The organism is Pseudomonas asplenii, from assembly GCF_900105475.1.
Classification (GTDB): Bacteria; Pseudomonadota; Gammaproteobacteria; order Pseudomonadales; family Pseudomonadaceae; genus Aquipseudomonas; species Aquipseudomonas asplenii.
This window is the reverse complement of the sequence record NZ_LT629777.1, coordinates 3465195-3489283: the sequence shown is the minus strand read 5'-3', so window position 1 is coordinate 3489283 and position 24089 is coordinate 3465195. Positions and strand designations below refer to the sequence as shown.

Here is a 24089-nt window from a genome sequence, read left to right as displayed (position 1 = left end):
AGCGCTAAGTTATAGAGCAGGTGCCGGAGATTTGACGGAGCTCTCGCGTACCGCTTGCTTTACCGCTGGCGGTGCAGTTTGTGTGCCAGCCCGCTTCAATGCCGCATCGGGTGTTGCATTGGCCGTACCGGTACCGGTCAGGCTGCGCCGGACATCGAGGTTGCGCGACACCACCAGCACCACACGGCGGTTGCGTGCGCGGCCCTCGGCCGTGGCGTTATTGGCCACCGGTTGAAACTCGCCATAACCGACCGACGCCATACGCTGCGGGTTGACTCCTTCCATCGCCATCATCCGCACGATACTCGACGAGCGCGCCGAGGACAGCTCCCAGTTGGTCGGGTACTGCGCCGTGCGGATCGGTTGGTCATCGGTGAAGCCTTCGACATGGATCGGGTTATCGAACGGTTTCAGGATCTTCGCCACCTTGGAGATGATGTCGAATGCCTTGTCGCTGGGCAAGGCATCGCCACTGCCGAACAACAGGCCTGAGTTGAGCTCGATCTCGACCCACAATTCATTGCCACGCACGGTCATCTGATTGGAACTGATGAGGTCGCCGAACGCTGCGCTGATATCGTCGGCGATGCTCTTGAGCGGGTCAGCCGCGCCCTGGCCGAAGGCCGCATCGGTCTGGTCGGCGTCCTTGATCAGCGGGTCGGCCGGCTTGACCGTCACCGGCCGCTCATCACCGATGGGAATCGGCTTGAGACTGCGGTCGGCATCGGTGAACACGCCAACCAGCGCCTGGGAAATGATCTTGTACTTGCCTTCATTGATCGAGGAGATCGAGTACATGACCACAAAGAAGGCGAACAGCAAGGTGATGAAGTCGGCGTAGGAAACCAGCCAACGCTCGTGGTTCACATGCTCTTCCTGGTGGCGACGCCTGGCCATGTCTACTCCATCAGTCCATGAAGCCCTGAAGCTTCAATTCGATGGAACGCGGGTTCTCGCCTTCGGCAATCGACAGGATGCCTTCGAGCAACATCTCGCGATAACGCGACTGACGCACGGCAATCGACTTCAGCTTGCTGGCGATCGGCAGCAGCACCAGGTTGGCACTGGCCACGCCGTAGATGGTCGCGACGAACGCCACGGCAATACCGCTACCCAACTGCGACGGGTCGGCAAGGTTGCCCATGACATGGATCAAGCCCATGACCGCACCGATGATACCGATGGTCGGCGCGTAGCCCCCCATGCTCTCGAAGACCTTGGCGGCTTCGATATCGCGGCTTTCCTGGGTGAAGAAGTCAACTTCGAGAATACTGCGAATGGCTTCCGGCTCGGCGCCGTCGACCAGCAGTTGCAGGCCCTTGCGCGAATAGGTGTCGGGCTCGGTATCGGCCACGCTTTCCAGACCCAGCAGACCTTCCTTGCGAGCGGTCAGGCTCCAGTTGACCACGCGATCGACACCGCCGGCCAGATCGACCCGGGGCGGAAAAAAGATCCAGATGAGAATCTGCATGGCACGCTTGAAAGCACTCATCGGCGACTGCAGCAATGCAGCGCCGATGGTCCCGCCGAGCACGATCAGCGCGGCCGGACCGTTGGCCAGGGCGCCGAGATGACCGCCTTCAAGGAAATTGCCGCCGATAATGGCGACAAACGCCATGATGATGCCAATGAGGCTCAACACATCCATCAGAGACAGGCCTCGACCAGGTGCTTGCCGATATCGTCGAGGCTGTACACGGCGTCGGCCAAGTCAGCCTTGACGATCGCCATCGGCATACCATAGATCACACAGCTTGCTTCATCCTGGGCCCAGACCGCGCTGCCGCCCTGCTTGAGCAGGCGTGCGCCCTCACGACCATCGGCGCCCATACCGGTCAGAACCACCGCCAGAACTTTGTCACCGTAGGATTTGGCTGCGGAGCCAAAGGTGATATCCACACAGGGCTTGTAGTTGAGGCGCTCGTCACCCGGCAGGATTTTCACCGTCCCGCGAGCGTCGACCATCATCTGCTTACCACCCGGCGCCAGCAGGGCCAGGCCCGGACGCAGGATATCGCCATCCTCGGCTTCCTTGACGCTGATCTGGCACAGCTTGTCCAGACGCTCGGCAAATGCCTTGGTAAAGGCTGCCGGCATATGCTGGATCAGCACGATCGGCGCCGGGAAGTTCGCCGGCAGTTGCGTCAGCACCCGCTGCAAGGCCACCGGGCCGCCGGTGGAGGTACCAATCGCCACCAGCTTGTAGGCCTTGCGTTTCGGAGTGCCCGAAGTCGTCGCCGTGGCTGCGGGCGCACGGCTGGGTACCGGCGTACTGCGAACAGGAGCCGGTGCCGGGCTTGGAGCATGGCTGCTGGAGAAACTGCTGGTGCTCGACGGTGCCGGTGCAGCGGTGGGTGCCGCCGCCGGGGAGCTATAGCTGCTGAACCGCCGGTTGCTGCGCGAGATGCTGTGAACCTTCTCGCACAGCATCTGCTTGACCTTCTCGGGGTTGCGCGAGATGTCTTCGAAGTTCTTCGGCAGGAAGTCCACGGCCCCGGCATCCAGCGCATCAAGGGTAACGCGGGCGCCTTCGTGGGTCAGGGAGGAAAACATCAACACCGGAGTCGGGCAGCGCTGCATGATGTGCCGCACCGCCGTGATGCCATCCATCATTGGCATCTCGTAGTCCATGGTGATCACGTCCGGCTTGAGCGCCAGGGCCTGATCAATGGCTTCCTTACCGTTGGTCGCCGTACCGACGACCTTGATGCTCGTATCCGCTGAAAGGATTTCCGAAACACGGCGGCGGAAAAAACCCGAGTCATCCACCACCAGGACCTTGACTACCATAAACACTCCGTTAGGCCCGGCGACGGGCTCACGCCCCACCGCCGTACCAGAATCAAATACGCCGCGCGGCGTAACGCTTGAGCATGCTCGGCACATCGAGAATCAGCGCGATGCGACCGTCACCGGTGATGGTGGCGCCCGACATGCCCGGGGTTCCCTGAAGCATTTTGCCCAGCGGCTTGATGACCACTTCCTCCTGACCAACCAGTTGATCGACGACAAAGCCGATGCGCTGGGTGCCAACCGACAGGATCACCACATGGCCTTCGTGCTGCTCTTCATGAGCGGCGGAGCTGACCAGCCAGCGCTTGAGGTAGAACAACGGCAACGCCTTGTCCCGCACGATCACCACTTCCTGACCGTCGACCACGTTGGTGCGCGACAGGTCGAGGTGGAAGATCTCGTTGACGTTGACCAGCGGGAACGCAAAAGCCTGGTTGCCGAGCATGACCATCAGGGTCGGCATGATCGCCAGGGTCAACGGGACCTTGATGACGATCTTCGAGCCCTTGCCCTTGGTCGAATAGATATTGATGGTGCCGTTGAGCTGGGCGATCTTGGTTTTCACCACGTCCATGCCCACACCACGACCGGACACATCGGAGATCTCGGTCTTGGTCGAGAACCCCGGAGCGAAGATCAGGTTGAAGCAGTCGGTCTCGCTCAGACGATCCGCCGCATCCTTGTCCATCAGGCCCTTCTTCACGGCGATGCTGCGCAGTACGTCGGCATCCATGCCCTTGCCGTCATCGGAGATCGACAGCAGGATGTGGTCGCCTTCCTGTTCGGCCGAGAGCACGACCCGACCGCTGCGTGACTTGCCCATCGCCTCGCGATCGGCCGGCTCTTCGATACCGTGGTCGACCGAGTTGCGCACCAAGTGGACCAGTGGGTCGGCCAGGGCCTCGACAAGGTTCTTGTCGAGGTCGGTTTCTTCACCCACCAGTTCCAGGTTGATCTCTTTCTTCAACTGCCGGGCCAGGTCGCGAACCAGGCGCGGGAAGCGGCCGAAGACTTTCTTGATCGGCTGCATGCGGGTTTTCATCACCGCGGTCTGCAGGTCGGCAGTCACCACGTCCAGGTTGGACACTGCCTTGGACATGGCCTCGTCGCCACTGTTGAGCCCCAGACGCACCAGGCGGTTACGCACCAGCACCAGTTCGCCGACCATGTTCATGATCTCGTCCAGGCGTGCGGTATCGACCCGTACGGTGGTTTCCGCCTCACTGGCAACCGGCTTTTCTCCAGCACCGGCGGCGGCGGCAGGCGCACGCGCCGGGGCTGGAGCGGCAGCCGCAGGGGCCGCTGCCGGGGCAGCCTTGGCCGCTGGTGCAGGGGTTGCCGCCGCAGCCTTGGCAGCAGGAGCGGCAGCTGGCTTGGCTGCCGCTGGCGCAGCGGCAGTCGCCGTTGCAGCCACCTCGGTGAACTTGCCCTTGCCGTGCAATTCGTCGAGCAGGGATTCGAATTCCTGATCGGTGATCAGGTCACCCTCGGCCGCTCCGGTTTTTTCCGCGGCCTGGGCTGCGGCGGCAGTGGTATCAATGGCTTCGACCTTGAACGAACCCTTGCCATGCAACTGATCGAGCAAGGCTTCGAATTCGTCGTCGGTAATATCGCCGTTATCAGGTTCCGCCTTGGCTGCCTTGGCTGACTCGGCGGCCGGCGGTTGGGTCGGGGCTGCCACGGCGTCGGCGGCGAACTGGCCCTTGCCGTGCAGTTGGTCGAGCAGGGACTCGAACTCGGCGTCGGTGATTTCATCACTGTCAGCCCCGCCCTGCGTCTCGGTCGCCTCAGGCGCGCTGGCCTCGGCACCGTCGAGCGAGTCGAGCAGCAGTTCGAATTCGTTGTCGGTGATGTCACCGGATGAGCTTTCGGCAACCGGCTCGGCCACCGGCTCAGGGGCCGCGACCTCGGCCACCGGCTCCGCTTGCGCCCCGGCGGGTTCCGCCAAGCGCGCCAGAGCCGCCAGCAGTTCAGGGGTCGCGGGGGTGATCGGACCACGCTCGCGCACTTCGCTGAACATGCCATTGACGGCATCCAGTGCTTCCAGGACCACGTCCATCAGCTCCGAGTCGACGCGACGTTCACCCTTGCGCAGGATGTCGAACACGTTCTCGGCGATGTGGCAGCACTCCACCAGCTCGTTGAGCTGGAGGAAGCCGGCGCCCCCTTTTACAGTGTGAAAACCGCGAAAAATGGCATTGAGCAGATCTGCGTCGTCTGGTCGGCTTTCCAGCTCAACCAGTTGTTCGGACAGTTGCTCAAGAATTTCGCCGGCCTCAACCAGGAAATCCTGAAGGATCTCTTCATCGGCGCCGAAGCTCATGTGTATGGGTGCTCCTAGAATCCAAGGCTGGAAAGCAAATCGTCGACATCGTCCTGGCCGGACACAACGTCTTCACGTTTATCGGCATGAATCTGCGGACCTTCACCCTTTTCCATTTGTTTTTGTGGATCTTTTTGCGCGAGGATCTCTTCGCGGTCATGTTCGATACCGGCAAAGCGATCCACCTGGCTGGCCATCAACACCAGTTTGAGCAGGTTGCTTTCGACTTCGGTGACCATTTGCGTGACACGCTTGATCACCTGACCGGTCAGATCCTGATAATCCTGGGCCAGCAGAATGTCATTGAGGTCGCTCGAAACGGCCCGGGTTTCCTGCTCGCTACGCGTCAGGAAAACGTCGACCCGCCGAGCCAGTGCGCGAAATTCCTCGGCACCGACCTCACGTCGCATGAACCGCCCCCAATCGGCGCTGAGCGCCTTGGCTTCGTCGCTCAGGCCATTGACCCGAGGCGTCGCACTTTCCACCAGGTCCATGGTGCGATTGGCCGCCGCCTCGGTCAGCCTGACCACATAGGACAGGCGTTCGGTAGCATCGGTGATCTGCGAGACTTCCTCGGCTTGCGGCATCGTGGGATCAATCTGGAAATTGACGATCGCACTGTGCAACTCGCGGGTCAGCTTGCCGACTTCCAGATACAAGCCGCGGTCACGGGTCTGGTTCAGCTCATGGATCATTTGCACCGCGTCGCCGAAGCGGCCTTTTTCAAGGCTTTCAACAAGCTCGCGAGCATGTTTTTTCAGGGTCGATTCAAAATCGCCGAGAGAATATTCGTTGTGCTCCATAGCGCCCCCGTGGCGGACTTCATCAACCGATGCGTTCGAAGATTTTTTCGATCTTCTCTTTCAACGCCTGGGCCGTGAATGGTTTGACCACATAGCCGTTCACACCCGCCTGGGCAGCCTCGATGATCTGCTCGCGCTTGGCTTCGGCCGTGACCATCAGGACCGGCAGGTGCTTGAGCTTTTCGTCGGCACGGACATGGCGCAGCAGATCGATGCCGGTCATACCGGGCATGTTCCAGTCGGTGACCAGAAAATCGATGCTGCCACTATTGAGCACCGGGATAGCGGTAATGCCATCGTCGGCCTCGACAGTGTTGGTGAACCCGAGGTCACGCAACAGGTTTTTGATGATCCGCCGCATCGTTGAGAAGTCATCAACAATGAGGATTTTCATGTTCTTGTTCAATTCGACCTCCAAGCAGTCTTAAACGCGTCTCAGCACCTGGACGCGCTGTTAAATCAATTCGGCACAACACTCGACAAGGCTCTGTACCCTACTGCATGGAAACCCCCACCGGCCGAGTCGCCAATACACCGTCACACGCTGCATCGGTCTCATTCGCAGTGCCCCCCACACACTGCCTGTCAACGCGCTCGCCACTCCCCCAAACGCCCCCGCAAACGGGCTGCGCACTGGCTATGCAACTGGCTGACTCGCGATTCGCTGACCCCCAGCACCTCACCGATTTCCTTGAGGTTCAGTTCCTCGTCGTAGTACAGCGACAACACCAGCCGCTCACGCTCCGGCAAATTGGCAATCGCATCCGCCAGTGCGCTCTGGAAGCGTTCATCCTCCAGATCGCGCGACGGTTCAAGATGAGCACTCGCGCCATCCTCATGCAACCCTTCATGCTCGCCGTCCTGTAACAGGTCGTCGAAACTGAACAATCGGCTGCCCAAGGTATCGTTCAAAATCCCGTAATAATCATCGAGACTCAATTGGAGTTCGGCTGCAACTTCATGATCTTTAGCGTCACGACCGGTTTTCGCTTCAATTGAGCGAATTGCGTCACTGACCATGCGCGTATTGCGGTGAACCGAACGCGGTGCCCAGTCCCCCTTGCGCACCTCATCGAGCATCGCCCCACGGATACGGATACCGGCATAAGTCTCGAAACTCGCGCCCTTGCCTGAATCGTATTTGGTCGAAACCTCGAGCAGGCCGATCATCCCCGCCTGGATCAGATCCTCGACCTGGACGCTGGCCGGCAGCCGCGCCAGCAGGTGATAAGCGATCCGCTTGACCAGGGGCGCGTAGCGCTCGATCAATTCATATTGGCTGTCACGCGACGACTTGGAATACATGCGATAGCCACTTGCAGTCATAGTACCGGTCCCGCACTCGTTTGAAGCACCAAACGTTCGACAAAGAATTCCAGATGTCCGCGTGGGTTGGCGGGCAACGGCCAAGTGTCGACCTTCTGCGCGATAGCCTTGAACGCCAGGGCACATTTCGAACGAGGGAACGCTTCGTAGACCGCACGCTGCTTTTGCACAGCCTTGCGAACGCATTCGTCGTACGGAACGGCACCTACGTATTGTAGAGCGACATCCAGGAAACGATCCGTGACCTTGGTCAATTTGGCAAACAGGTTGCGACCTTCCTGCGGGCTCTGGGCCATGTTGGCCAGCACGCGGAAACGATTCATGCCGTAATCGCGGTTGAGCAACTTGATCAGCGCATAGGCATCGGTGATCGAGGTGGGTTCGTCGCAGACCACCAGCAGCACTTCCTGGGCCGCGCGAACGAAACTGACGACCGAATCACCAATACCCGCAGCGGTATCGATAACCAGCACATCCAGGTTGTCGCCGATATCGCTGAACGCCTGGATCAGCCCGGCATGCTGGGCCGGATTGAGGTTGACCATGCTCTGGGTCCCGGAGGCCGCAGGCACGATACGGATTCCGCCAGGGCCTTGCAGCATCACATCGCGCAGCTCGCAGCGGCCCTCGACCACATCGGCCAGGGTCCGTTTAGGGGTCAGTCCCAGCAGAACGTCGACATTCGCCAGCCCCAGATCGGCATCCAGCAACATGACACGCCGGCCAAGCTCAGCCAGCGCCAGCGACAAGTTCACTGACACGTTAGTCTTTCCGACGCCACCCTTGCCGCCGGTCACCGCAATCACCTGTACGGGATGCATGCTGCCCATGTTCTCTTCTTACCTTGTCTTGCTTAGACGGAAGGCCACATAACTGGCTGCGCGTTCCCCAAGGAACCTAATGCCTGGCAGACCATCGATGTAGATGCATTGCAACGTCTTCATGATTACCTCACCCCACTCGCTTGGACGGGCTGTGGTAGATGTCAGCGAACATATCGGCCATGGCCTCTTCGCTGGGTTCTTCCTGCATTTGCACACTGACCGCGCGGCTCACCAACTGGTGGCGACGGGGCAAATGCAGATCGTCCGGAATCCTCGGCCCATCGGTCAGATAGGCCACCGGCAGTTCATGGCTGATGGCCAGGCTCAGCACTTCGCCAAGGCTTGCCGTCTCGTCCAGCTTGGTCAGGATGCAACCGGCCAGGCCACAACGCTTGTAGCTGTGGTAGGCAGCGGTGAGCACCTGCTTCTGACTGGTCGTGGCCAGCACCAGGTAATTCTTCGCCTTGATCCCGCGACCGGCGAGGCTTTCCAACTGCATGCGCAAGGCCGGGTCGCTGGCCTGCAGGCCGGCGGTATCGATCAGCACCACACGCTTGCGCAGCAACGGATCCAGCGCCTGCGCCAGGGACTGGCCGGGGTCGACGTGGGTCACGGAGACATTGAGAATACGGCCCAGCGTCTTGAGTTGTTCCTGAGCGCCAATGCGGAAGCTGTCCATGCTGACCAGCGCGATGTTCTGTGCGCCATACTTGAGGACGTAGCGCGCCGCCAGTTTGGCCAGCGTGGTGGTCTTGCCCATTCCGGCAGGGCCGACCATGGCGATCACGCCGCCCTCCTCCAGAGGCTCGACCTCGGGGGTAACGATCATTCGGGCCAGGTGCGCCAACAGCATGCGCCAGGCTTGGCGAGGTTCCTTGATATCAGTGATCAGCGCCAGCAGATCCCGCGACAGCGGACCGGACAGACCGATACGTTGCAGGCGCCGCCAGAGATTGGCCTGCTCCGGCTGGCGACCTTGCAACTGGTTCCAGGCCAGCGAGCCGAGCTGTACTTCCAACAGTTCGCGCAGGCCGTTGAGTTCAGAACGCATCGAGTCGAAGACCCGCTGGTCCACCGCTGGAGCCGCCGCAGCGGGAGCTGGAGCGGGACGGCGTGGCTCATCGAACGTCGGCTCGATGAGCGGTTCGGCCGCAGTCAACGGCAGGCCGGCAAACAGTTGGCGGTTGGTGCTCGCATCGCTGTCACCTTCGCTGCGCAGACTCAGTTCGGCCTGGGCAGTGACAATACGCGACTGGGTCTTGCGCAGCTCATCCTCGAGCTCCATGTTGGGAACCCGTGGTGCCAGTGCCGAGAGCTTGTAGTCCAGCGCAGCCGTCAGCTCGACACCGCCCGCGATCCGGCGGTTGCCGATGATGGCTGCGTCCGAGCCCAATTCGTCACGAACCAGCTTCATGGCCTGACGCATATCGGCGGCGAAAAAACGCTTAACTTGCATAACCCACTACCTCAGCCATTGGGCCCTACTGTCGCAACGATGGTCACTTGCTTGTTGTCCGGAATTTCCTGGTAAGCCAGCACATGCAGGCTGGGTACCGCCAGACGCCCGAACCGCGAAAGCATCGCGCGAACCGGACCGGCCACCAGCAGGATCACCGGCTGCCCTTGCATCTCTTGACGCTGGGCAGCTTCAATCAGTGAACGCTGGAGCTTTTCAGCCATGCTCGGTTCCAGGAGAACACCCTCTTCCGAGCCTTGTCCGGCCTTCTGCAGACTATTGAGCAATATTTGTTCCAACCTGGGTTCCAACGTGATCACAGGCAGCTCAGAGTCAAGCCCTACAATGCTTTGGACGATTGCACGAGATAATCCGACGCGCACCGCGGCGACCAAAGCGGCAGTATCTTGACTCTTGGAGGCATTGTTGGCGATGGCTTCGGCAATGGTGCGGATATCGCGTACCGGCACGTGTTCGGCCAGCAGCGCCTGCAACACCTTGAGCAGATGCGACAGGGAAATGATCCCCGGCACCAGTTCCTCGGCCAACTTTGGCGATCCCTTGGCCAGCAACTGCATGAGTTGCTGGACTTCTTCGTGACCAATCAGCTCGCTGGAGTGCTTGTACAGGATCTGGTTGAGGTGGGTTGCCACCACGGTACTCGCATCGACCACGGTATAGCCCAGAGATTGCGCCTGCGAACGCTGGCTGATCTCGATCCAGACCGCCTCCAGACCAAAAGCCGGGTCCTTGGCGGTAATGCCGTTGAGAGTGCCGTAGACCTGCCCCGGGTTGATCGCCAGCTCGCGATCCGGGTAAATCTCGGCCTCGGCCAGGATTACCCCCATCAGTGTCAGGCGGTAGGCACTGGGTGCCAGGTCGAGGTTGTCACGAATATGCACGGTGGGCATCAGGAAACCGAGGTCCTGGGAAAGCTTCTTGCGCACCCCCTTGATCCGCGCCAGCAATTGCCCACCCTGGTTGCGATCGACCAGCGGAATCAGGCGATAACCCACTTCCAGGCCGATCATATCGATCGGGGTCACGTCGTCCCAGCCCAGTTCCTTGGTTTCCATGGCACGGGCCGGCGACGGCAGCAGTTCCTGCTGGCGTTGGACTTCGGCCAGGGCCTGAACCTTGGCGACATTCTGTTTCTTCCAGAGCAGATAGGCACCACCACCCGCTACCAGCGCCAGGCTGAGGAACGAAAAGTGCGGCATGCCCGGCACCAGTCCCATCACCGCCATCAGGCCAGCAGCCACGGCGAGGGCCTTGGGCGAAGCGAACATCTGCCGATTGATCTGCTTGCCCATGTCTTCCGAGCCGGAAGCACGGGTCACCATGATGGCAGCCGCTGTGGATAACAACAGTGATGGCAATTGCGCCACTAAACCGTCACCGATAGTCAGCAGGGCGTAGACCCTGCCTGCGTCGGCGAAGGTCATGTTGTGCTGGAAGATACCGACGGCCATACCGCCGATCAGGTTGATGAACAGGATCAGCAGACCGGCGATGGCGTCACCGCGAACGAATTTGCTGGCACCGTCCATCGAACCGTAGAACTCGGCCTCCTGGGCCACTTCCGCCCGACGCGCCTTGGCCTGCGCCTGATCGATCAGGCCGGCGTTGAGATCGGCGTCGATCGCCATCTGCTTGCCGGGCATCGCATCGAGGGTAAACCGTGCGCTCACTTCGGAAATCCGCCCGGCACCCTTGGTCACCACGACGAAGTTGATGATCATCAGAATCGCGAAGACCACGATACCGACCACGTAGTTACCGCCGATCACCACTTCACCGAATGCCTGGATCACCTTACCAGCGGCGGCATGGCCCTCCTGGCCGTGGAGCATGACCACCCGGGTCGAGGCCACGTTCAGGGCCAGGCGCAACAGCGTGGCGACCAGCAGGATGGTCGGGAAAACTGCGAAATCCAGCGGCCGCAGTGCATAGACGCAGACCAGCAGGACGACGATAGACAGGGCAATGTTGAAGGTGAAGAACACGTCCAGCAGAAACGCCGGCACCGGCAACATCATCATCGCCAGCATGACCAACAGCAACAGCGGCACACCCAGGTTGCCCCGACCGAGGCCTACCAGGTTACTGCGCGCCGTGTTGATAAGTTGAGAGCGATCCACCGGTTTTCCTCGTCACCTTGAAGCAAACTTTTGACGCCAGCGGGCGCCGTGGAGCTGCTTGTGCAAAAAGCTCTCCAACTATGACGAGGATGTTGAAAATGCGGCGGTAGCCGGAGTTTGGCAGCCCATGTGGGAGCCGGCTTGCTGGCGATTCGATCTTCCTGTCGAAATCATTGTTGCCTGGCAAGTCGCTATCGCCCGCAAGCCGGGCCCAACAAGATCCATGGCGATCAGGAATCGCGGCGCAGCTCCGGCGGAATCGGCAGGTCTTCCTTGAGTGGGTCTGGTCGGCGGCCCTTGCCTGCGCGGTACTGACGGATCTGGTAGACATAGGCCAGCACCTGCGCCACCGCCAGGTAAAGACCGGCCGGAATCTCCTGCTCAAGCTCGGTGGAGTAGTAGATCGAACGCGCCAGGGCCGGCGATTCGAGCAACATGATCTCGTGCTCGACCGCGATCTCGCGAATTTTCAGGGCCAGGAAGTCATTACCCTTGGCCAGCAGCATCGGCGCCCCACCCTTTTCAGAATCGTATTTGAGCGCGACCGCATAGTGGGTCGGGTTGGTGATGACCACGTCCGCCTGAGGAATGGCTGCCATCATCCGGCGCTGGGACATTTCACGCTGCAACTGGCGAATCCGCTGCTTGACCTCGGGACGACCTTCCTGGTCCTTGTGCTCGTCACGGACTTCCTGTTTGGTCATCAGCAGTTTCTTGTGGCTTTCCCACAACTGCACCGGTACGTCGACCGCCGCGATCAGCAGCAGGCCGAGGGACATCCACAAAGCGCTCCAGCCCACCAATTGCAGACTGTGAATAATGGCCATTTCCAGAGGTTCATGGGCAATCCGCACCAGATCGTCGATATCCGACGACAGCACAGACAGCGCCACCAGCAGGACGATGACGAATTTCGCCAGGGCCTTGAGCAGTTCCACCAGCGACTTGGTCGAGAACATGCGCTTGAGCCCGGACAAGGGGTTCATCCGGCTGAACTTGGGTGCCATGCTGCCAGCAGCGAACAACCAGCCGCCGAGGGAAATCGGTCCGACGAAGGCGGCGATCAGCAAGGTCAACAGAATCGGCTGAACCGCCAGGATCGCCAGCTTGCCCGACTGCAGCAGGAAGATCGCCATGTAGCGCTGATCGAGCACCACTTCTCGCGACAGGGTGAAATTGAGGCGCATCAGCTCGCCCATTTCCTGCGCCAGAGCCCCGCCAAAGACCAGCAGCCCACCCGCCCCGGCCAGCATCACCACGAGCGTATTGAGTTCCTTGGAGCGGGCAATCTCGCCCTTTTCCCGGGAGTCCTTTTTGCGTTTCTCCGTGGGGTCCTCTGTCTTGTCCTGACCGCTCTCGCTCTCTGCCATGCTCAGCGCGCCCGTGCAAGTTCACGTAAAAACTGCAAGGCCTCGACGACCAGCGGTTGATACTGATTGAGAATGTCCCCCAGGCTGATCCAGAGGATCAACATCCCCAGCGACAGCGTCATCGGGAGACCAATGGAGAAAATGTTCAACTGCGGCGCAGCCCGGGTCATGATGCCCATCCCCACGTTGACCACCAGCAGTGCGGTGATCGCCGGCAACACCAGCATCAACGCCGCGGCGAGCACCCAGCCGAGCTTGCCGGCGATCTCCCAGAAATCCGTGGTCGACAGGCCGCTGCCCACCGGCAGGGTGGTAAAACTTTCGGTCAGTACCTCGAACACCACCAGGTGGCCGTTCATCGCAAGAAACATCAGGGTCACCAACATGGTGAAAAACTGCCCGATGACCGCTGTCGAGACACCGTTGACCGGATCGACCATGGAGGCGAACGCCATACCCATCTGGATCGCGACGATCTGCCCGGCCACCACAAAGGCCTGGAAGAACAACTGCAGGGAGAAACCGAGCAAGGCACCGATGATGATCTGCTCGGCGATCAGCATCAATCCGCTCAGATCAAGCGGATGGACCTCGGGCATCGGCGGCAGGCCCGGCGCGATCGCTACGGTAATGGCCACGACGAAATACAGGCGTATACGCCGCGAAACCATAGCGGTGCTGAAAATCGGCATGGTCATCAACACCGCACCGACCCGGAACAGCGGCAGCATGAAGCTCGCGACCCAGGTACTGATCTGCGTATCGGTCAGCGCAAGCAGCGACATGTCAGCCGATGACCTGCGGAATGCTGCCGTACAGTGACTGGATGTACTCCATGAACTTCTGTACCAGCCACGGCCCGGCGACGATCAGGGTAATCAGCATCACCAACAGGCGCGGCAGGAAGCCCAGGGTCTGTTCGTTGATCTGGGTGGCGGCCTGGAACATCGCCACTATCAACCCGACCACCAGGCTCGGGACCACCAGGATCGAAACCATCAGCGTGGTCAGCCAGAGGGCATCGCGAAAAATATCAACGGCTACTTCAGGCGTCATGGTGTGCTACCCGTAAATATCTAGACACCGCCGAAACTGCTGGCCAGGGTACCGATGATCAGCGCCCAACCGTCCACCAGCACGAACAGCATGATCTTGAACGGCAGGGAAATGATCAGCGGTGACAGCATCATCATCCCCATCGCCATCAACACACTGGCAACCACCAGGTCGATGACCAGGAACGGGATGAAGATCATGAAACCGATCTGGAACGCGGTCTTCAGCTCGGAGGTGACGAAGGCTGGCACGATGATGGTCAGTGGCGCCTGGTCGGGCGTGGCGATGTCGGTGCGCTTGGACAGGCGCATGAACAGCTCCAGGTCACTGCTGCGGGTCTGTGCCAGCATGAAATCCTTGATCGGTCCCTGGGCCTTGAGCACTGCGTCCTGGGCCGTGAGTTTCTCGGAGAGATAAGGCTGCAGGGCCTGCTGATTGATCTTGTCGAACACCGGCGCCATGATGAACATCGTCAGGAACAGCGCCATGCCGGTGAGAATCTGGTTCGACGGGGTCTGTTGCAGGCCCAGGGCCTGACGCAGAATCGAGAAGACAATGATGATCCGCGTGAAGCTGGTCATCAGGATGACAAACGCCGGGATGAAACTCAGCGCCGTCATGATCAGCAGGATCTGCAGGCTGACCGAATATTCCTGCTGGCCGTTGGCCCCCGTACCGAGAGTGATCGCCGGAATCGACAGCGGATCGGCGGCCAATGCCAGCGGCGCGGCCAGGACCAGCGCCAGGGTCAGGATGAAACGCAACGCAACCATCACTTCTTGTCCTTACCCAGCAATTCCATCAGGCGTTGAGCGAACTCAGGCGTCGCCGGCTCGCCACTCGTCACCTTGACCGGCTCCTTGAGCACATGCAGCGGGGTAATCGTGCCCGGCGTCAGCCCCAGCAGAATCTGCTCGTTACCCACCTGCACCAGCACCAGCCGGTCACGCGGCCCGAGCACCCGGGAGCCAACCAGTTCGATCACCTGCCCCTTGCCTGTCGGCCCCGCCTGCTGCACACGCCGAATCAGCCAGGCGAGAACGAAAATCACCCCCAGCACCAGCAACAGCCCCAGCACCACTTGCGTCAATTGTCCGACCATCACGCCACCGGCCGCAGGTGCAGCCGCTGCCGTGACTGCCGGCTCGGCCGCCAGCGCAGAAAGCGGCAACAACAGGAGAGCGCCGAGAAGCCTGCTCATTCAGCGCAACTTCTTGATGCGTTCGCTCGGGCTGATCACGTCCGTCAGACGGATACCGAACTTTTCGTTCACCACCACCACCTCGCCATGGGCGATCAGCGTGCCGTTGACCAGCACGTCCAGTGGCTCGCCGGCCAGACGGTCCAGCTCGATCACCGAACCCTGGTTCAGTTGCAGCAGGTTGCGGATGTTGATATCGGTGCTGCCGACTTCCATGGAAATCGACACCGGAATATCGAGGATCACGTCCAGGTTAGGCCCATCGAGCGTGACCGGATCATGATTCTTCGGCACGCTGCCGAACTCTTCCATCGGCAGGCGGCTGGAGCCCGACCCGGACGCGGCATCAGCCGCCAGCAAGGCGTCGATATCAGCCTGACCGGATTCGCCGGACTCTTCCAGAGCGGCTGCCCATTCGTCAGCCAGAGCCTGGTCGTTCATATCTTGTTCGTCAGCCATCAGTCATCCTCGGCGAGCAGAAATTCAGTTAACACAACACATGCCTGATCGAACGTTCAACGACGCACAATCGGCTCAATCACTTGCAGCGCCAGGTTGCCCTTGTGGGAACCGAGCTTGACCTTGAACGACGGCACGCCGTTGGCACGCATGACCATTTCTTCGGGCAATTCCACCGGAATCACGTCGCCCGGCTGCATGTGCAGGATGTCCCGCAGGCGCAATTGACGACGAGCCACGGTGGCGCTGAGCGGTACCGCCACATCCAGCACGTCCTCGCGCAAGGCCTTGACCCAGCGCTCGTCCTGGTCGTCGAGGTCCGACTGGAAACCGGCATCGAGCATCTCGCGCACCGGCTCGATCATCGAATACGGCATGGTCACATGCAGGTCGCCGCCGCCGCCGTCGAGTTCGATATGGAACGTGGACACCACCACCGCTTCGCTCGGGCCAACGATGTTGGCCATGGCCGGGTTCACTTCCGAGTTGATGTACTCGAAATTGACTTCCATGATCGCCTGCCAGGCTTCCTTCAGATCGATGAAGGCCTGCTCGAGCACCATGCGTACCACGCGCAGTTCGGTCGGGGTGAACTCCCGACCTTCGATCTTGGCGTGACGTCCGTCGCCGCCGAAGAAGTTGTCCACCAGCTTGAACACCAGCTTGGCATCGAGGATGAACAACGCGGTGCCACGCAAAGGCTTGAGCTTGACCAGGTTGAGACTGGTCGGCACATACAGCGAGTGCACGTATTCGCCGAACTTCATCACCTGCACACCGCCTACCGCGACATCGGCGGAGCGACGCAACATGTTGAACATGCTGATGCGGGTATAGCGGGCAAAACGCTCGTTGATCATTTCCAGGGTCGGCATGCGTCCACGAACGATGCGATCCTGGCTGGTCAGGTCATAACTTTTGATACTGCCAGGGTCGGCAGAGCTTTCGGTCTGCACCAGACCGTCATCGACGCCATGCAAGAGGGCATCGATCTCATCCTGGGACAGCAGGTCTTGCACGGCCATGGGGAGATCCTACTGCAGTACGTAGTTAGTGAAGAGCAACTGTTCGACCACGACCTTGCCGACTTCTTTCTGGGCTACTTCCTGCACGCTGGCGGTAGCTTTCTGGCGCAACAGTTCCTGACCGACCGGAGTGGCAAGGGTTTCGTAGGTCTGCCCGGCGAACAGCATGACCAGGTTGTTGCGAATCACCGGCATGTGGACCCGCAAGGCCTCAAGGTCAGCTTGATTGCGTCCCAGCAGGGTGATGCTCACCTGCATGTAGCGCTGGCGACCGCTGGCGTCCTTGAAGTTGGCGACGAAGGCTGGCGCCATCGGCTCGTAGATCGCCGGCTGCTTGCCGGTTGGGGCCGCCTCGGCATGTTCCTGCGCTGCGGGCTTGCTCTGGGCACTGTGCATGAAGTACCAGGTCGCCCCCACGGACGCACCAATGGCCAATAGCAAGGCCACCACGATCACGATAATCAGCTTGAGTTTGCTTTTTCCACCGGGTTCTTTTGTCGCTGCCGCTTCGCTCTTCGCCATGCCAATAATCCGTCACTATTCAATTTTTCATAGTCGTACGGCAAGGCAGGAGCAAGTGTTATGCCAGAGTTGAGACAAAACAACCAAGAGGGTGGCATCGAGCCACAAGAGAGATTCGCCTGATGCCTTGTGGGAAGCCGCTTGCCGGCTCCCACAAGGCTACCCGTCTAGAGGACGGGAAGGGTCAGGCGTAGTAATCGACGGCGCTGGAGCCCACGACCACACTGGTGCTGGCCGCTGCTGCAGCGGCGTCGGTCACGGCAGCGACAGACAGATCGTCATCGGCGCCATCGACGCGACCACCGCCGTTGTTGCTGCCTTTCTGCGCCTGCTGTTGCTGCTGTTGCGGGTCTTGCCCCTGGCCGGTCCAGCCACGCGCCTGATCGGACACACTGACATCGGCCTGACCCAACCCTTGCTGCTGGAGCATGTCGCGCAAACGGAACATGTTGCCTTCCAGCGCTTCTCGAACACCGGCATGGCCGCTGATGAAACTGATCTGGGTGGCCTGGTCGGCCGACATGTTGACCTTGATGTCCAGACGCCCCAGCTCAGCCGGCTCCAACTGGATATCGGCAGACTTGAGACTGGCGCTCGACAGGTACATCACCCGATTGACCACTTCTTCGGTCCAGCCGTTCTGGTGCATGGCCAGCGGCTGATTGACCGGCAGGGCATTGGCGGTCTTGGGCACTGCCGCCTGGGTCAGTGCCGCCAGACGATTGGCGAAATCATCGACGCGCGTGTCGCTGGAGGCACTTTTCAGATCCTTCAGGCCATCCTCGATCAAGCCCTTGAAGGCCTTTTCGCCACCCTGTTCAGTGGTGCCAGCGTCAGTTTTCTGGTCGACCAGCATGGCGACACTGCTGGCCTGGTTCTGCGCCAGGGTCGGATCCTGTTGGTCGGTGCCGCCAGTCTTGGTGGTCGACTGGCTGGAGGCCGAGACATGCCCCCCCTGCTCCATCGCCAGACGCACGGCCGGCAGGTTGTCCAGCGGATCGGCGGCCGGATCGAAGTCGCCATCGGGAGCCGACGACGTCTTCGCAGACTGTGCAGCCTGTGCAGCCGTCGCGCTCTCCAAGGGTGTCTGCGCCACCGGCAGCGTGGCAGGTGCAGGCGTCGACGGCGGCGTCTCGATGACCGGCGCCGGTGGGGTGGCAGCGGCCTGGATCAGCGCCGGATCCACCGCTGGGGGCTGCGCAGCCGCATCGGCTACGGGCGGGGTATCGCCGGTATCCTTGCCACTGTCATCGGCCGCCGCCTGGTCACTACTGCCCGCTGGCGTGCTATCGCTGCCGGCGGTCTTGTCGCCGGCCTTGTCGGCAGGCAAGGAATTGCCGCTATCGGCAACCGCCGGCTTTGCCGCATCGTCCTTATTGCTGGCAACGGTATCCTTTTTTGCCGGTACCGCAGAGGTGCCTTCGCGGGTCGATTTGACCGGCGCTTCGGCTACCTTCGCAGGTTTGCTCTGGCTGTCCTTGTAGACCTGGGCAAAGCTCGCGGCGTTGTCCCTGGGCTGCGCAGCCGGCGTCGGCTGGCTGCTCGCGAGGTCCATCTTGGACTTGGGCGCAGCGCTGGCCTGAAGGAAAGGATTGGGAGCGAGGGGCATAAACACAGTCTCCGCTGCACAGGGATCGTAAATTCAATGCAGAGAGAGCAAGCAAGGTTCAGGCCAGCTTTTCAGAAGCGTTTGCGGATTACTGTTTGACCGGGAATCGCTCGCGCTCGCACGCATACAGATGCCGCACCTGCTCATACTCCCGATCAATGCGCCCGAGCAGTTCCTCGACTTCAATCAACGGCAGCTGCATGGCCTGCTCTTCCAGTTGCCGACAAAGATCCGCCAGGTAAAGGGCTCCCATGTTGCTGCTGCTGCCCTTGAAACTGTGCGCAAGCAATCCCAGCTCAACCCGGTTGTCGGCCTGATGCAACTGGCCCAGGCGTTTTTCCGAATCATTGAGAAAGGTCTCCAGCAGCACCGGATACTCGTCCTCCATGACCTCCTGCAATGCGCTGAGTACCTCGTAGTCGAGGTGTTTTTCCTGATTGAAGTTCACTGATTCGCTCCCTGATCAACACCCGTGAATTATGCCTGAGGCCCCCACGAGAACTCCACGTGGGCACACCGGCCGCCCTTCGACCAACGGGCGCAGTGACTGAGCTGGCGAATCAGGCCAACCCCTCTTCCCGACAACCGCCCGACTTCCAGCGGACGCGCCATGACCCGTTCGAAATCGAAACCGACACCACTGTCCTCGACCTCGATGAACAATCGCCCACCCGCGCCTTCCGGAATAACCCGCAGGCTCACGCGGACAAACCCCTCATCCAGCTCGAACAGACGCTGGCTGCGCTGTTCATAGTATTGCGCAAATCCGCTGACATCCCGCTTGAGACTCGAATCCAGGCCCAGCACGCCATGCTCCAGGGCATTGGAGTAGAGCTCAGCGAGCACGCTGTACAACGCGCCGCTGAGGGCGCGCAAGCCATGCACTTCCATCAGCAATTGCAGCAGGTAGGGCAAGGGGTTGAAGCGCTGCAGGGTCGTGGCGCGGAATTCGAAGTTCACCGACCAGTCCAACGGGCAGGATTCGCCGCTGTCGGAGTAAACCATCGCCACGGGCAACTGCGCGCCCACTTCGGGCAAACCGATTTCGACCAGGCTGATATCGTCGCGCGCCACGCCACCGAACTGCCTGAGCGCTTCCTGAATCTCCTCGAACAGCCGATCCGGGTTCAGGTTGCGTTCGAACACCTGATGCAGGCGCTCCACGCCAAACAATTGCTCCTCGAAATTGCAGGTATCGATCACCCCGTCCGACAGCAGGATAATCCGATCACCCTGGGCCATGGGGTAGACTTCGGTGCGATCGTCGAACGCCTTTACCCCGAGCACCCCCAGCGGCAGATGCCGCGCGATCAGCGGGCGGCGCTCACCCGAGGCAATATCGTGCAGGTAGCCGTCGGGCATGCCGCCATTCCACACCTCGACCACCCGCCGCTGTGGACTCAAGCGCAGCAACGTGGCGCAGCAGAACATGTCCACCGGCAGGATACGCTTGAGCTTGGCGTTCATTTCCCGCAGGGTTTCCGCAAGCCCGTAACCCTTGGAGGTCATGCCATAGAAGACCTCTGCCAGCGGCATCGCACCGACGGCGGCAGGAAGGCCGTGTCCGGTGAAGTCGCCGAGCAGGACCTGCATGTCACCACCCGGGGTGTAGGCCGCCAGCAACAGGTCGCCATTGAATAGTGCGTAGGGCGATTGCAGGTAACGGATATTCGGTGCCCGCAAGCAGCCGGAGTGCGCGACCTTGTCGAACACCGCCTTGGCGACCCGTTGCTCGTTGAGCAGGTAGTCGTGGTGCTGGGCAATCAGGTCTCGTTGCTGCAGTACGGTAGCCTGCAAGCGACGCAGACGATCCATGGCCTTGATCTTGGCCGCAAGGATGACCTGGTTGTAAGGCTTTGCCAGAAAGTCATCACCGCCGGCCTCAAGGCAGCGTACCAAGGCACTGCTTTCGGTCAGAGAGGTGAGAAAAATGATCGGCACCAGCGACTCACCCGCCAGTTGCTTGATCCGACGGGCAGCCTCGAAACCGTCCATCACCGGCATCAGGGCATCCATCAGCACCAACTGCGGGCGCTGCGTCTGGAAGACCTCGACCGCTTCGGCGCCGTTGCTGGCCGTCAGCACCGCATGCCCCTGACGTCGCACGATGCTCGACAACAATAACCGATCAGCCGCGCCATCTTCGGCGATCAGGACCGTCAGCGGCTCGTCTTCAGACTGCATGATGATCAAGCGATGTCGAAAAGCTTGTCGAAATTGGAAATCGCGAGGATCTTGCGCACATCGGAGTTGCTGTTGATCACACGAATGTCGGCGGTATCGCCACCCGCATGATCACGCAACAGCAACAGCATGCCCAGAGCCGAGCTGTCGAGGTAGGTGGCATCCTTCAGATCGACGATAACCGAATCAGGCCTGGTGGGGACCCGCTCGTAGGAATCGCGAAACTCCTGATGTTTGCCAAAATCGAAGCGCCCCTTGATGGCGATCGTCAATTTCTTGCCGTTGTCAGTTACTGCAGACACTACAGCCATGATCCAGCTTCCTTGTCAGAGGCAACGTTTACAAGGTTTAGCACTCCACTGACGGCAGGGCAACCAAGCACGTCAAAATACCTGTGGATCAGTCGATGTTCTGGCGCGGAAGGCGCTGGGACAACTCATCCAGAAGTTTCTGTTCGCGCTTGTCCTCAAGCATGCGGGCCTCCTCGATGTAACGCTGGACCAGCTTGCGCAAGCCTTCGACACGAGCAAAAGCCTCCTGCCAGGTGACCCGCCCCTTGTCGAGGTTGTTCTGGTGCCAGGCCAGACTCTGGCGCTGCTGGGCCACCGCGGTATCCAACTGGCTGAGAAACTGTTGGTAACCCAACAGCCACTGGCTGGAAACCCCGTGCCGGCCACGCTCGATCCACTGCTCCTGGTATTGCAGGCGGAACCCTTCAAGGTCGGCCAGCTTGTTCTGTGCCAGTTGCACCTGCCCCTGGAAATAACCCAGCCGCTGGGCAGCCGTGCGCTCCTTGCTCTCGGCCATCTCGACCACGGGCGCCAGGCGCGCGGCACGACTCTGGGCCATGAGCGGATCAGCCGCCCGCCGCCGGGGCGAAGATGGTCGACAGATGCGCGTCGCTCTCGCCGAGGCTGACGTTGTCGTTGAGGCCCTGGCGCAGGTACTGGACCATCGCCGGCTGCAAGGCGATCGCAGTGTCGGTTTCGCGGTCACCACCGGGCACATAGGCACCCACGCTGATCAGGTCACGGGCCTGTTGGTAGCGCGACCACAGCTGCTTGAAATATTGCGCACGCTTCATGTGCTCGGGGCTGATCACTGCGGGCATGACCCGGCTGATGGAAGCCTCGATATCGATCGCCGGATAATGTCCTTCCTCGGCCAACCGCCGGGACAGCACGATATGACCGTCGAGCACGCCCCGCGCCGAGTCGGCGATCGGGTCCTGCTGGTCGTCACCTTCCGACAGCACGGTATAGAACGCGGTGATCGAACCACCGCCGGCCTCGGCATTACCCGCCCGCTCCACCAGTTTCGGCAGTTTGGCGAACACCGAGGGCGGATAACCCTTGGTCGCCGGTGGCTCACCGATAGCCAGGGCGATTTCCCGCTGGGCCTGGGCAAAACGCGTCAGCGAGTCCATCAGCAGCAGGACATTCTTGCCCTTGTCGCGGAAATACTCGGCGATCCGTGTGCAGTACATCGCCGCGCGCAGACGCATCAGCGGGGCATCGTCGGCGGGCGAAGCGACCACCACCGAACGCTTGAGCCCTTCCTCGCCGAGGATATGCTCGATGAACTCCTTCACCTCACGGCCCCGTTCACCGATCAGTCCGACAACGATGATGTCGGCCTCGGTAAAGCGGGTCATCATGCCCAGCAGCACACTCTTGCCGACGCCGGTACCGGCGAATAACCCGAGACGCTGACCGCGACCGACCGTCAATAAGCCGTTGATGCAACGAATGCCCACATCCAGCGGCTGGTGGATCGGGTCGCGGTTGAGCGGGTTGATGGTCGGTCCGTCCAGCGGCACCCAATCCTCGGCCTTCATTGCGCCTTTGCCATCCAGCGCCCGTCCGGCACCGTCCAGCACCCGACCCAGCATGCCCATGCCCATCGGCAGGCGGCCGGTTTCGGCCAACGGCACAACCCGAGCCCCCGGGGCAATACCGGCAACGCTGCCCACTGGCATCAGAAACACTTTATTGCCGGAGAAACCCATGACTTCGGCTTCGACCTGCACCGGGTGATAACTGTCGTCGTTGATCACCACGCAGCGCGCCCCCATCGCGGCACGCAACCCCTCGGCTTCGAGCGTGAGGCCGACCATGCGTAACAGGCGCCCTTCGAGAATCGGTTGTCCCGGCAGACTGATCGCATCGGCATAAGTGCTCAAGCGCTTGCCGAAGCTGGTTCGATCAAGACGCATCGGCGGGTTCCGGACTGTCGATCGGTATCTGGAACTCCCCCAGATCGACCGCCAGGTCGGGCTGGGCCGGATGCAGCGATTGCTCGTGAAGCTGATCGAACAGCTGCGTAATGGCCTGCTCGATGCGCGTTTCGACGCTGGCGTCGATTCGACTGTGCGCGGTCTCGACCCGACAGCCACCGGCCATCAATGCCTCGTCCTCGACGATGCGCCAACTGGCCTCATGACGTTCGCGCAAAGCCTTGACCTGCTCGAAGTCCTGGGGATTGATGTACAGGCGCACGTTATCGGCATCCAGCGGCAACAGCTTCAGCGCTTCGCGCAGCACGTGTTCGATCTGGCTGGAATCAGTCTTGAGTTCGCGCTGGATGACCTGTCGGGTGATATGCCCGACCAGCCCCACCAAGGTTTTCTCGATCTGCTGGTCCTGGTCGGCGATGGGCTGGAACAGGTTGCTCATCAGCCGCTCGAGATTGGCCAGCTTGACGCCCAAGGCCACCTCGGCCTCCTGACGGACCTTGATCTGGGTACTGTGGAAACCTTCCCGCTCACCCACCGCAAAGCCTTCGTTGTAGGCTTCCTGGCGAATAGTCTCGAGCTCCTCGAGGGTCAGCGGCTGGACTTCCTCCAGCGGCACTTCCTCGATCTCGGCCGGCAGCTCTTCCTCAGGCTCCGGCTCAGGCTCTTCGACGTGCGGGTCGAAACTGGGCAACGACCACAGGTCGAAGCCGCTCACGTCCCGCGCGCGGATCAGATCGGTTGGATCAGTCATGGCTTGATCC

At 60.8% G+C, this 24089-nt stretch carries 25 protein-coding genes; all 25 read right to left on the bottom strand.

Features of this window, described 5'->3' with window-relative positions:
* Positions 1–9 precede the first annotated feature (9 nt).
* The 25 genes from motD to fliH all read right to left on the bottom strand — a co-directional run bounded on the left by motD (position 10) and on the right by fliH (position 24079).
* Entirely contained in the window at positions 10–897 is an 888-nt protein-coding gene (gene motD / locus BLU37_RS16050) for a flagellar motor protein MotD (RefSeq protein ID WP_090206473.1), read from the bottom strand.
* Between the two features lie 10 nt (positions 898–907).
* Positions 908–1648, bottom strand: coding sequence for a flagellar motor protein (locus BLU37_RS16045; RefSeq protein ID WP_010449892.1), 741 nt, complete (start codon positions 1646–1648; stop codon positions 908–910).
* The gene (locus tag BLU37_RS16040) at positions 1648–2790 is read right to left on the bottom strand and encodes a protein-glutamate methylesterase/protein-glutamine glutaminase (protein WP_090206469.1); all 1143 of its coding nucleotides are present in this window, start codon (positions 2788–2790) and stop codon (positions 1648–1650) included. Before BLU37_RS16040 ends, BLU37_RS16045 begins: the two co-directional genes overlap by 1 nt.
* A 52-nt stretch (positions 2791–2842) precedes the next feature.
* Positions 2843–5116, bottom strand: a complete 2274-nt coding sequence (locus tag BLU37_RS16035) for a chemotaxis protein CheA (RefSeq protein ID WP_090206467.1) — start codon at positions 5114–5116, stop codon at positions 2843–2845.
* A 14-nt stretch (positions 5117–5130) separates the two neighbouring features.
* Entirely contained in the window at positions 5131–5919 is a 789-nt protein-coding gene (locus BLU37_RS16030) for a protein phosphatase CheZ (protein ID WP_010449896.1), read from the bottom strand.
* Between the two features lie 22 nt (positions 5920–5941).
* Positions 5942–6313, bottom strand: a complete 372-nt coding sequence (locus tag BLU37_RS16025) for a chemotaxis response regulator CheY (RefSeq protein ID WP_008006721.1) — start codon at positions 6311–6313, stop codon at positions 5942–5944.
* Positions 6314–6504: 191 nt separating this feature from the next.
* The gene (gene fliA / locus BLU37_RS16020; protein ID WP_010449901.1) at positions 6505–7245 is read right to left on the bottom strand and encodes an RNA polymerase sigma factor FliA; all 741 of its coding nucleotides are present in this window, start codon (positions 7243–7245) and stop codon (positions 6505–6507) included.
* Complete coding sequence (gene fleN / locus BLU37_RS16015) at positions 7242–8075, bottom strand: flagellar synthesis regulator FleN (protein WP_010449902.1); 834 nt, start codon at positions 8073–8075, stop codon at positions 7242–7244. Before fleN ends, fliA begins: the two co-directional genes overlap by 4 nt.
* Before the next feature lie 121 nt (positions 8076–8196).
* Positions 8197–9525: a flagellar biosynthesis protein FlhF gene (gene flhF, locus BLU37_RS16010; RefSeq protein WP_010449903.1), complete on the bottom strand. Its 1329-nt coding sequence runs from the start codon at positions 9523–9525 to the stop codon at positions 8197–8199.
* 11 nt (positions 9526–9536) lie between these two features.
* Positions 9537–11666 carry a flagellar biosynthesis protein FlhA gene (gene flhA / locus BLU37_RS16005; protein WP_010449904.1) on the bottom strand — a complete coding sequence of 710 codons (2130 nt, stop codon included), beginning with the start codon at positions 11664–11666 and terminating at the stop codon, positions 9537–9539.
* Between the two features lie 230 nt (positions 11667–11896).
* The gene (flhB, locus tag BLU37_RS16000; RefSeq protein ID WP_090206464.1) at positions 11897–13036 is read right to left on the bottom strand and encodes a flagellar biosynthesis protein FlhB; all 1140 of its coding nucleotides are present in this window, start codon (positions 13034–13036) and stop codon (positions 11897–11899) included.
* Positions 13037–13038: 2 nt separating this feature from the next.
* Positions 13039–13821 (bottom strand): flagellar biosynthetic protein FliR, encoded by a 783-nt coding sequence (gene fliR / locus BLU37_RS15995; protein ID WP_010449906.1) that lies wholly within the window; start codon positions 13819–13821, stop codon positions 13039–13041.
* A 1-nt stretch (position 13822) separates the two neighbouring features.
* A complete protein-coding gene (gene fliQ / locus BLU37_RS15990; RefSeq protein WP_010449907.1) occupies positions 13823–14092 on the bottom strand; it encodes a flagellar biosynthesis protein FliQ in 270 nt (89 codons plus the stop codon).
* A gap of 20 nt (positions 14093–14112) precedes the next feature.
* Positions 14113–14865, bottom strand: a complete 753-nt coding sequence (gene fliP, locus BLU37_RS15985; RefSeq protein WP_010449908.1) for a flagellar type III secretion system pore protein FliP — start codon at positions 14863–14865, stop codon at positions 14113–14115.
* On the bottom strand, positions 14865–15293 hold the full coding sequence (fliO, locus tag BLU37_RS15980) for a flagellar biosynthetic protein FliO (protein ID WP_090206461.1): 429 nt from the start codon (positions 15291–15293) through the stop codon (positions 14865–14867). The genes fliP and fliO overlap by 1 nt, the downstream gene beginning before the upstream one ends.
* Positions 15294–15752: a flagellar motor switch protein FliN gene (gene fliN, locus BLU37_RS15975; protein WP_090206460.1), complete on the bottom strand. Its 459-nt coding sequence runs from the start codon at positions 15750–15752 to the stop codon at positions 15294–15296.
* 56 nt (positions 15753–15808) lie between these two features.
* Complete coding sequence (fliM, locus tag BLU37_RS15970) at positions 15809–16777, bottom strand: flagellar motor switch protein FliM (RefSeq protein ID WP_090206457.1); 969 nt, start codon at positions 16775–16777, stop codon at positions 15809–15811.
* A gap of 9 nt (positions 16778–16786) precedes the next feature.
* Complete coding sequence (gene fliL / locus BLU37_RS15965; protein ID WP_010449912.1) at positions 16787–17299, bottom strand: flagellar basal body-associated protein FliL; 513 nt, start codon at positions 17297–17299, stop codon at positions 16787–16789.
* 184 nt (positions 17300–17483) lie between these two features.
* Positions 17484–18908, bottom strand: a complete 1425-nt coding sequence (locus BLU37_RS15960) for a flagellar hook-length control protein FliK (RefSeq protein ID WP_090206454.1) — start codon at positions 18906–18908, stop codon at positions 17484–17486.
* Positions 18909–18996: 88 nt separating this feature from the next.
* On the bottom strand, positions 18997–19356 hold the full coding sequence (locus BLU37_RS15955; RefSeq protein ID WP_090206451.1) for an Hpt domain-containing protein: 360 nt from the start codon (positions 19354–19356) through the stop codon (positions 18997–18999).
* Positions 19357–19385: 29 nt separating this feature from the next.
* Positions 19386–21092, bottom strand: coding sequence for an ATP-binding SpoIIE family protein phosphatase (locus BLU37_RS15950; RefSeq protein ID WP_090206448.1), 1707 nt, complete (start codon positions 21090–21092; stop codon positions 19386–19388).
* Between the two features lie 5 nt (positions 21093–21097).
* Entirely contained in the window at positions 21098–21403 is a 306-nt protein-coding gene (locus BLU37_RS15945; RefSeq protein WP_010449917.1) for an STAS domain-containing protein, read from the bottom strand.
* 88 nt (positions 21404–21491) lie between these two features.
* Positions 21492–21941, bottom strand: coding sequence for a flagellar export protein FliJ (fliJ, locus tag BLU37_RS15940; RefSeq protein ID WP_010449919.1), 450 nt, complete (start codon positions 21939–21941; stop codon positions 21492–21494).
* Positions 21942–21948: 7 nt separating this feature from the next.
* Positions 21949–23307: a flagellar protein export ATPase FliI gene (fliI, locus tag BLU37_RS15935; protein ID WP_090206445.1), complete on the bottom strand. Its 1359-nt coding sequence runs from the start codon at positions 23305–23307 to the stop codon at positions 21949–21951.
* Positions 23297–24079 carry a flagellar assembly protein FliH gene (gene fliH / locus BLU37_RS15930; protein ID WP_010449923.1) on the bottom strand — a complete coding sequence of 261 codons (783 nt, stop codon included), beginning with the start codon at positions 24077–24079 and terminating at the stop codon, positions 23297–23299. The genes fliI and fliH overlap by 11 nt, the downstream gene beginning before the upstream one ends.
* Between the last annotated feature and the right edge of the window lie 10 nt (positions 24080–24089).

Coding starts and splice junctions, on each gene's coding strand:
- motD (WP_090206473.1), bottom strand. CDS start 897: ATGGCCAGGCGTCGCCACCAGGAAGAGCATGTGAACCACGAGCGTTGG.
- BLU37_RS16045 (WP_010449892.1), bottom strand. CDS start 1,648: ATGGATGTGTTGAGCCTCATTGGCATCATCATGGCGTTTGTCGCCATT.
- BLU37_RS16040 (WP_090206469.1), bottom strand. CDS start 2,790: ATGGTAGTCAAGGTCCTGGTGGTGGATGACTCGGGTTTTTTCCGCCGC.
- BLU37_RS16035 (WP_090206467.1), bottom strand. CDS start 5,116: ATGAGCTTCGGCGCCGATGAAGAGATCCTTCAGGATTTCCTGGTTGAG.
- BLU37_RS16030 (WP_010449896.1), bottom strand. CDS start 5,919: ATGGAGCACAACGAATATTCTCTCGGCGATTTTGAATCGACCCTGAAA.
- BLU37_RS16025 (WP_008006721.1), bottom strand. CDS start 6,313: ATGAAAATCCTCATTGTTGATGACTTCTCAACGATGCGGCGGATCATC.
- fliA (WP_010449901.1), bottom strand. CDS start 7,245: ATGACTGCAAGTGGCTATCGCATGTATTCCAAGTCGTCGCGTGACAGC.
- fleN (WP_010449902.1), bottom strand. CDS start 8,075: ATGGGCAGCATGCATCCCGTACAGGTGATTGCGGTGACCGGCGGCAAG.
- flhF (WP_010449903.1), bottom strand. CDS start 9,525: ATGCAAGTTAAGCGTTTTTTCGCCGCCGATATGCGTCAGGCCATGAAG.
- flhB (WP_090206464.1), bottom strand. CDS start 13,036: ATGGCAGAGAGCGAGAGCGGTCAGGACAAGACAGAGGACCCCACGGAG.
- fliR (WP_010449906.1), bottom strand. CDS start 13,821: ATGTCGCTGCTTGCGCTGACCGATACGCAGATCAGTACCTGGGTCGCG.
- fliQ (WP_010449907.1), bottom strand. CDS start 14,092: ATGACGCCTGAAGTAGCCGTTGATATTTTTCGCGATGCCCTCTGGCTG.
- fliP (WP_010449908.1), bottom strand. CDS start 14,865: ATGGTTGCGTTGCGTTTCATCCTGACCCTGGCGCTGGTCCTGGCCGCG.
- fliO (WP_090206461.1), bottom strand. CDS start 15,293: ATGAGCAGGCTTCTCGGCGCTCTCCTGTTGTTGCCGCTTTCTGCGCTG.
- fliN (WP_090206460.1), bottom strand. CDS start 15,752: ATGGCTGACGAACAAGATATGAACGACCAGGCTCTGGCTGACGAATGG.
- fliM (WP_090206457.1), bottom strand. CDS start 16,777: ATGGCCGTGCAAGACCTGCTGTCCCAGGATGAGATCGATGCCCTCTTG.
- fliL (WP_010449912.1), bottom strand. CDS start 17,299: ATGGCGAAGAGCGAAGCGGCAGCGACAAAAGAACCCGGTGGAAAAAGC.
- BLU37_RS15960 (WP_090206454.1), bottom strand. CDS start 18,908: ATGCCCCTCGCTCCCAATCCTTTCCTTCAGGCCAGCGCTGCGCCCAAG.
- BLU37_RS15950 (WP_090206448.1), bottom strand. CDS start 21,092: ATGCAGTCTGAAGACGAGCCGCTGACGGTCCTGATCGCCGAAGATGGC.
- BLU37_RS15945 (WP_010449917.1), bottom strand. CDS start 21,403: ATGGCTGTAGTGTCTGCAGTAACTGACAACGGCAAGAAATTGACGATC.
- fliJ (WP_010449919.1), bottom strand. CDS start 21,941: ATGGCCCAGAGTCGTGCCGCGCGCCTGGCGCCCGTGGTCGAGATGGCC.
- fliI (WP_090206445.1), bottom strand. CDS start 23,307: ATGCGTCTTGATCGAACCAGCTTCGGCAAGCGCTTGAGCACTTATGCC.
- fliH (WP_010449923.1), bottom strand. CDS start 24,079: ATGACTGATCCAACCGATCTGATCCGCGCGCGGGACGTGAGCGGCTTC.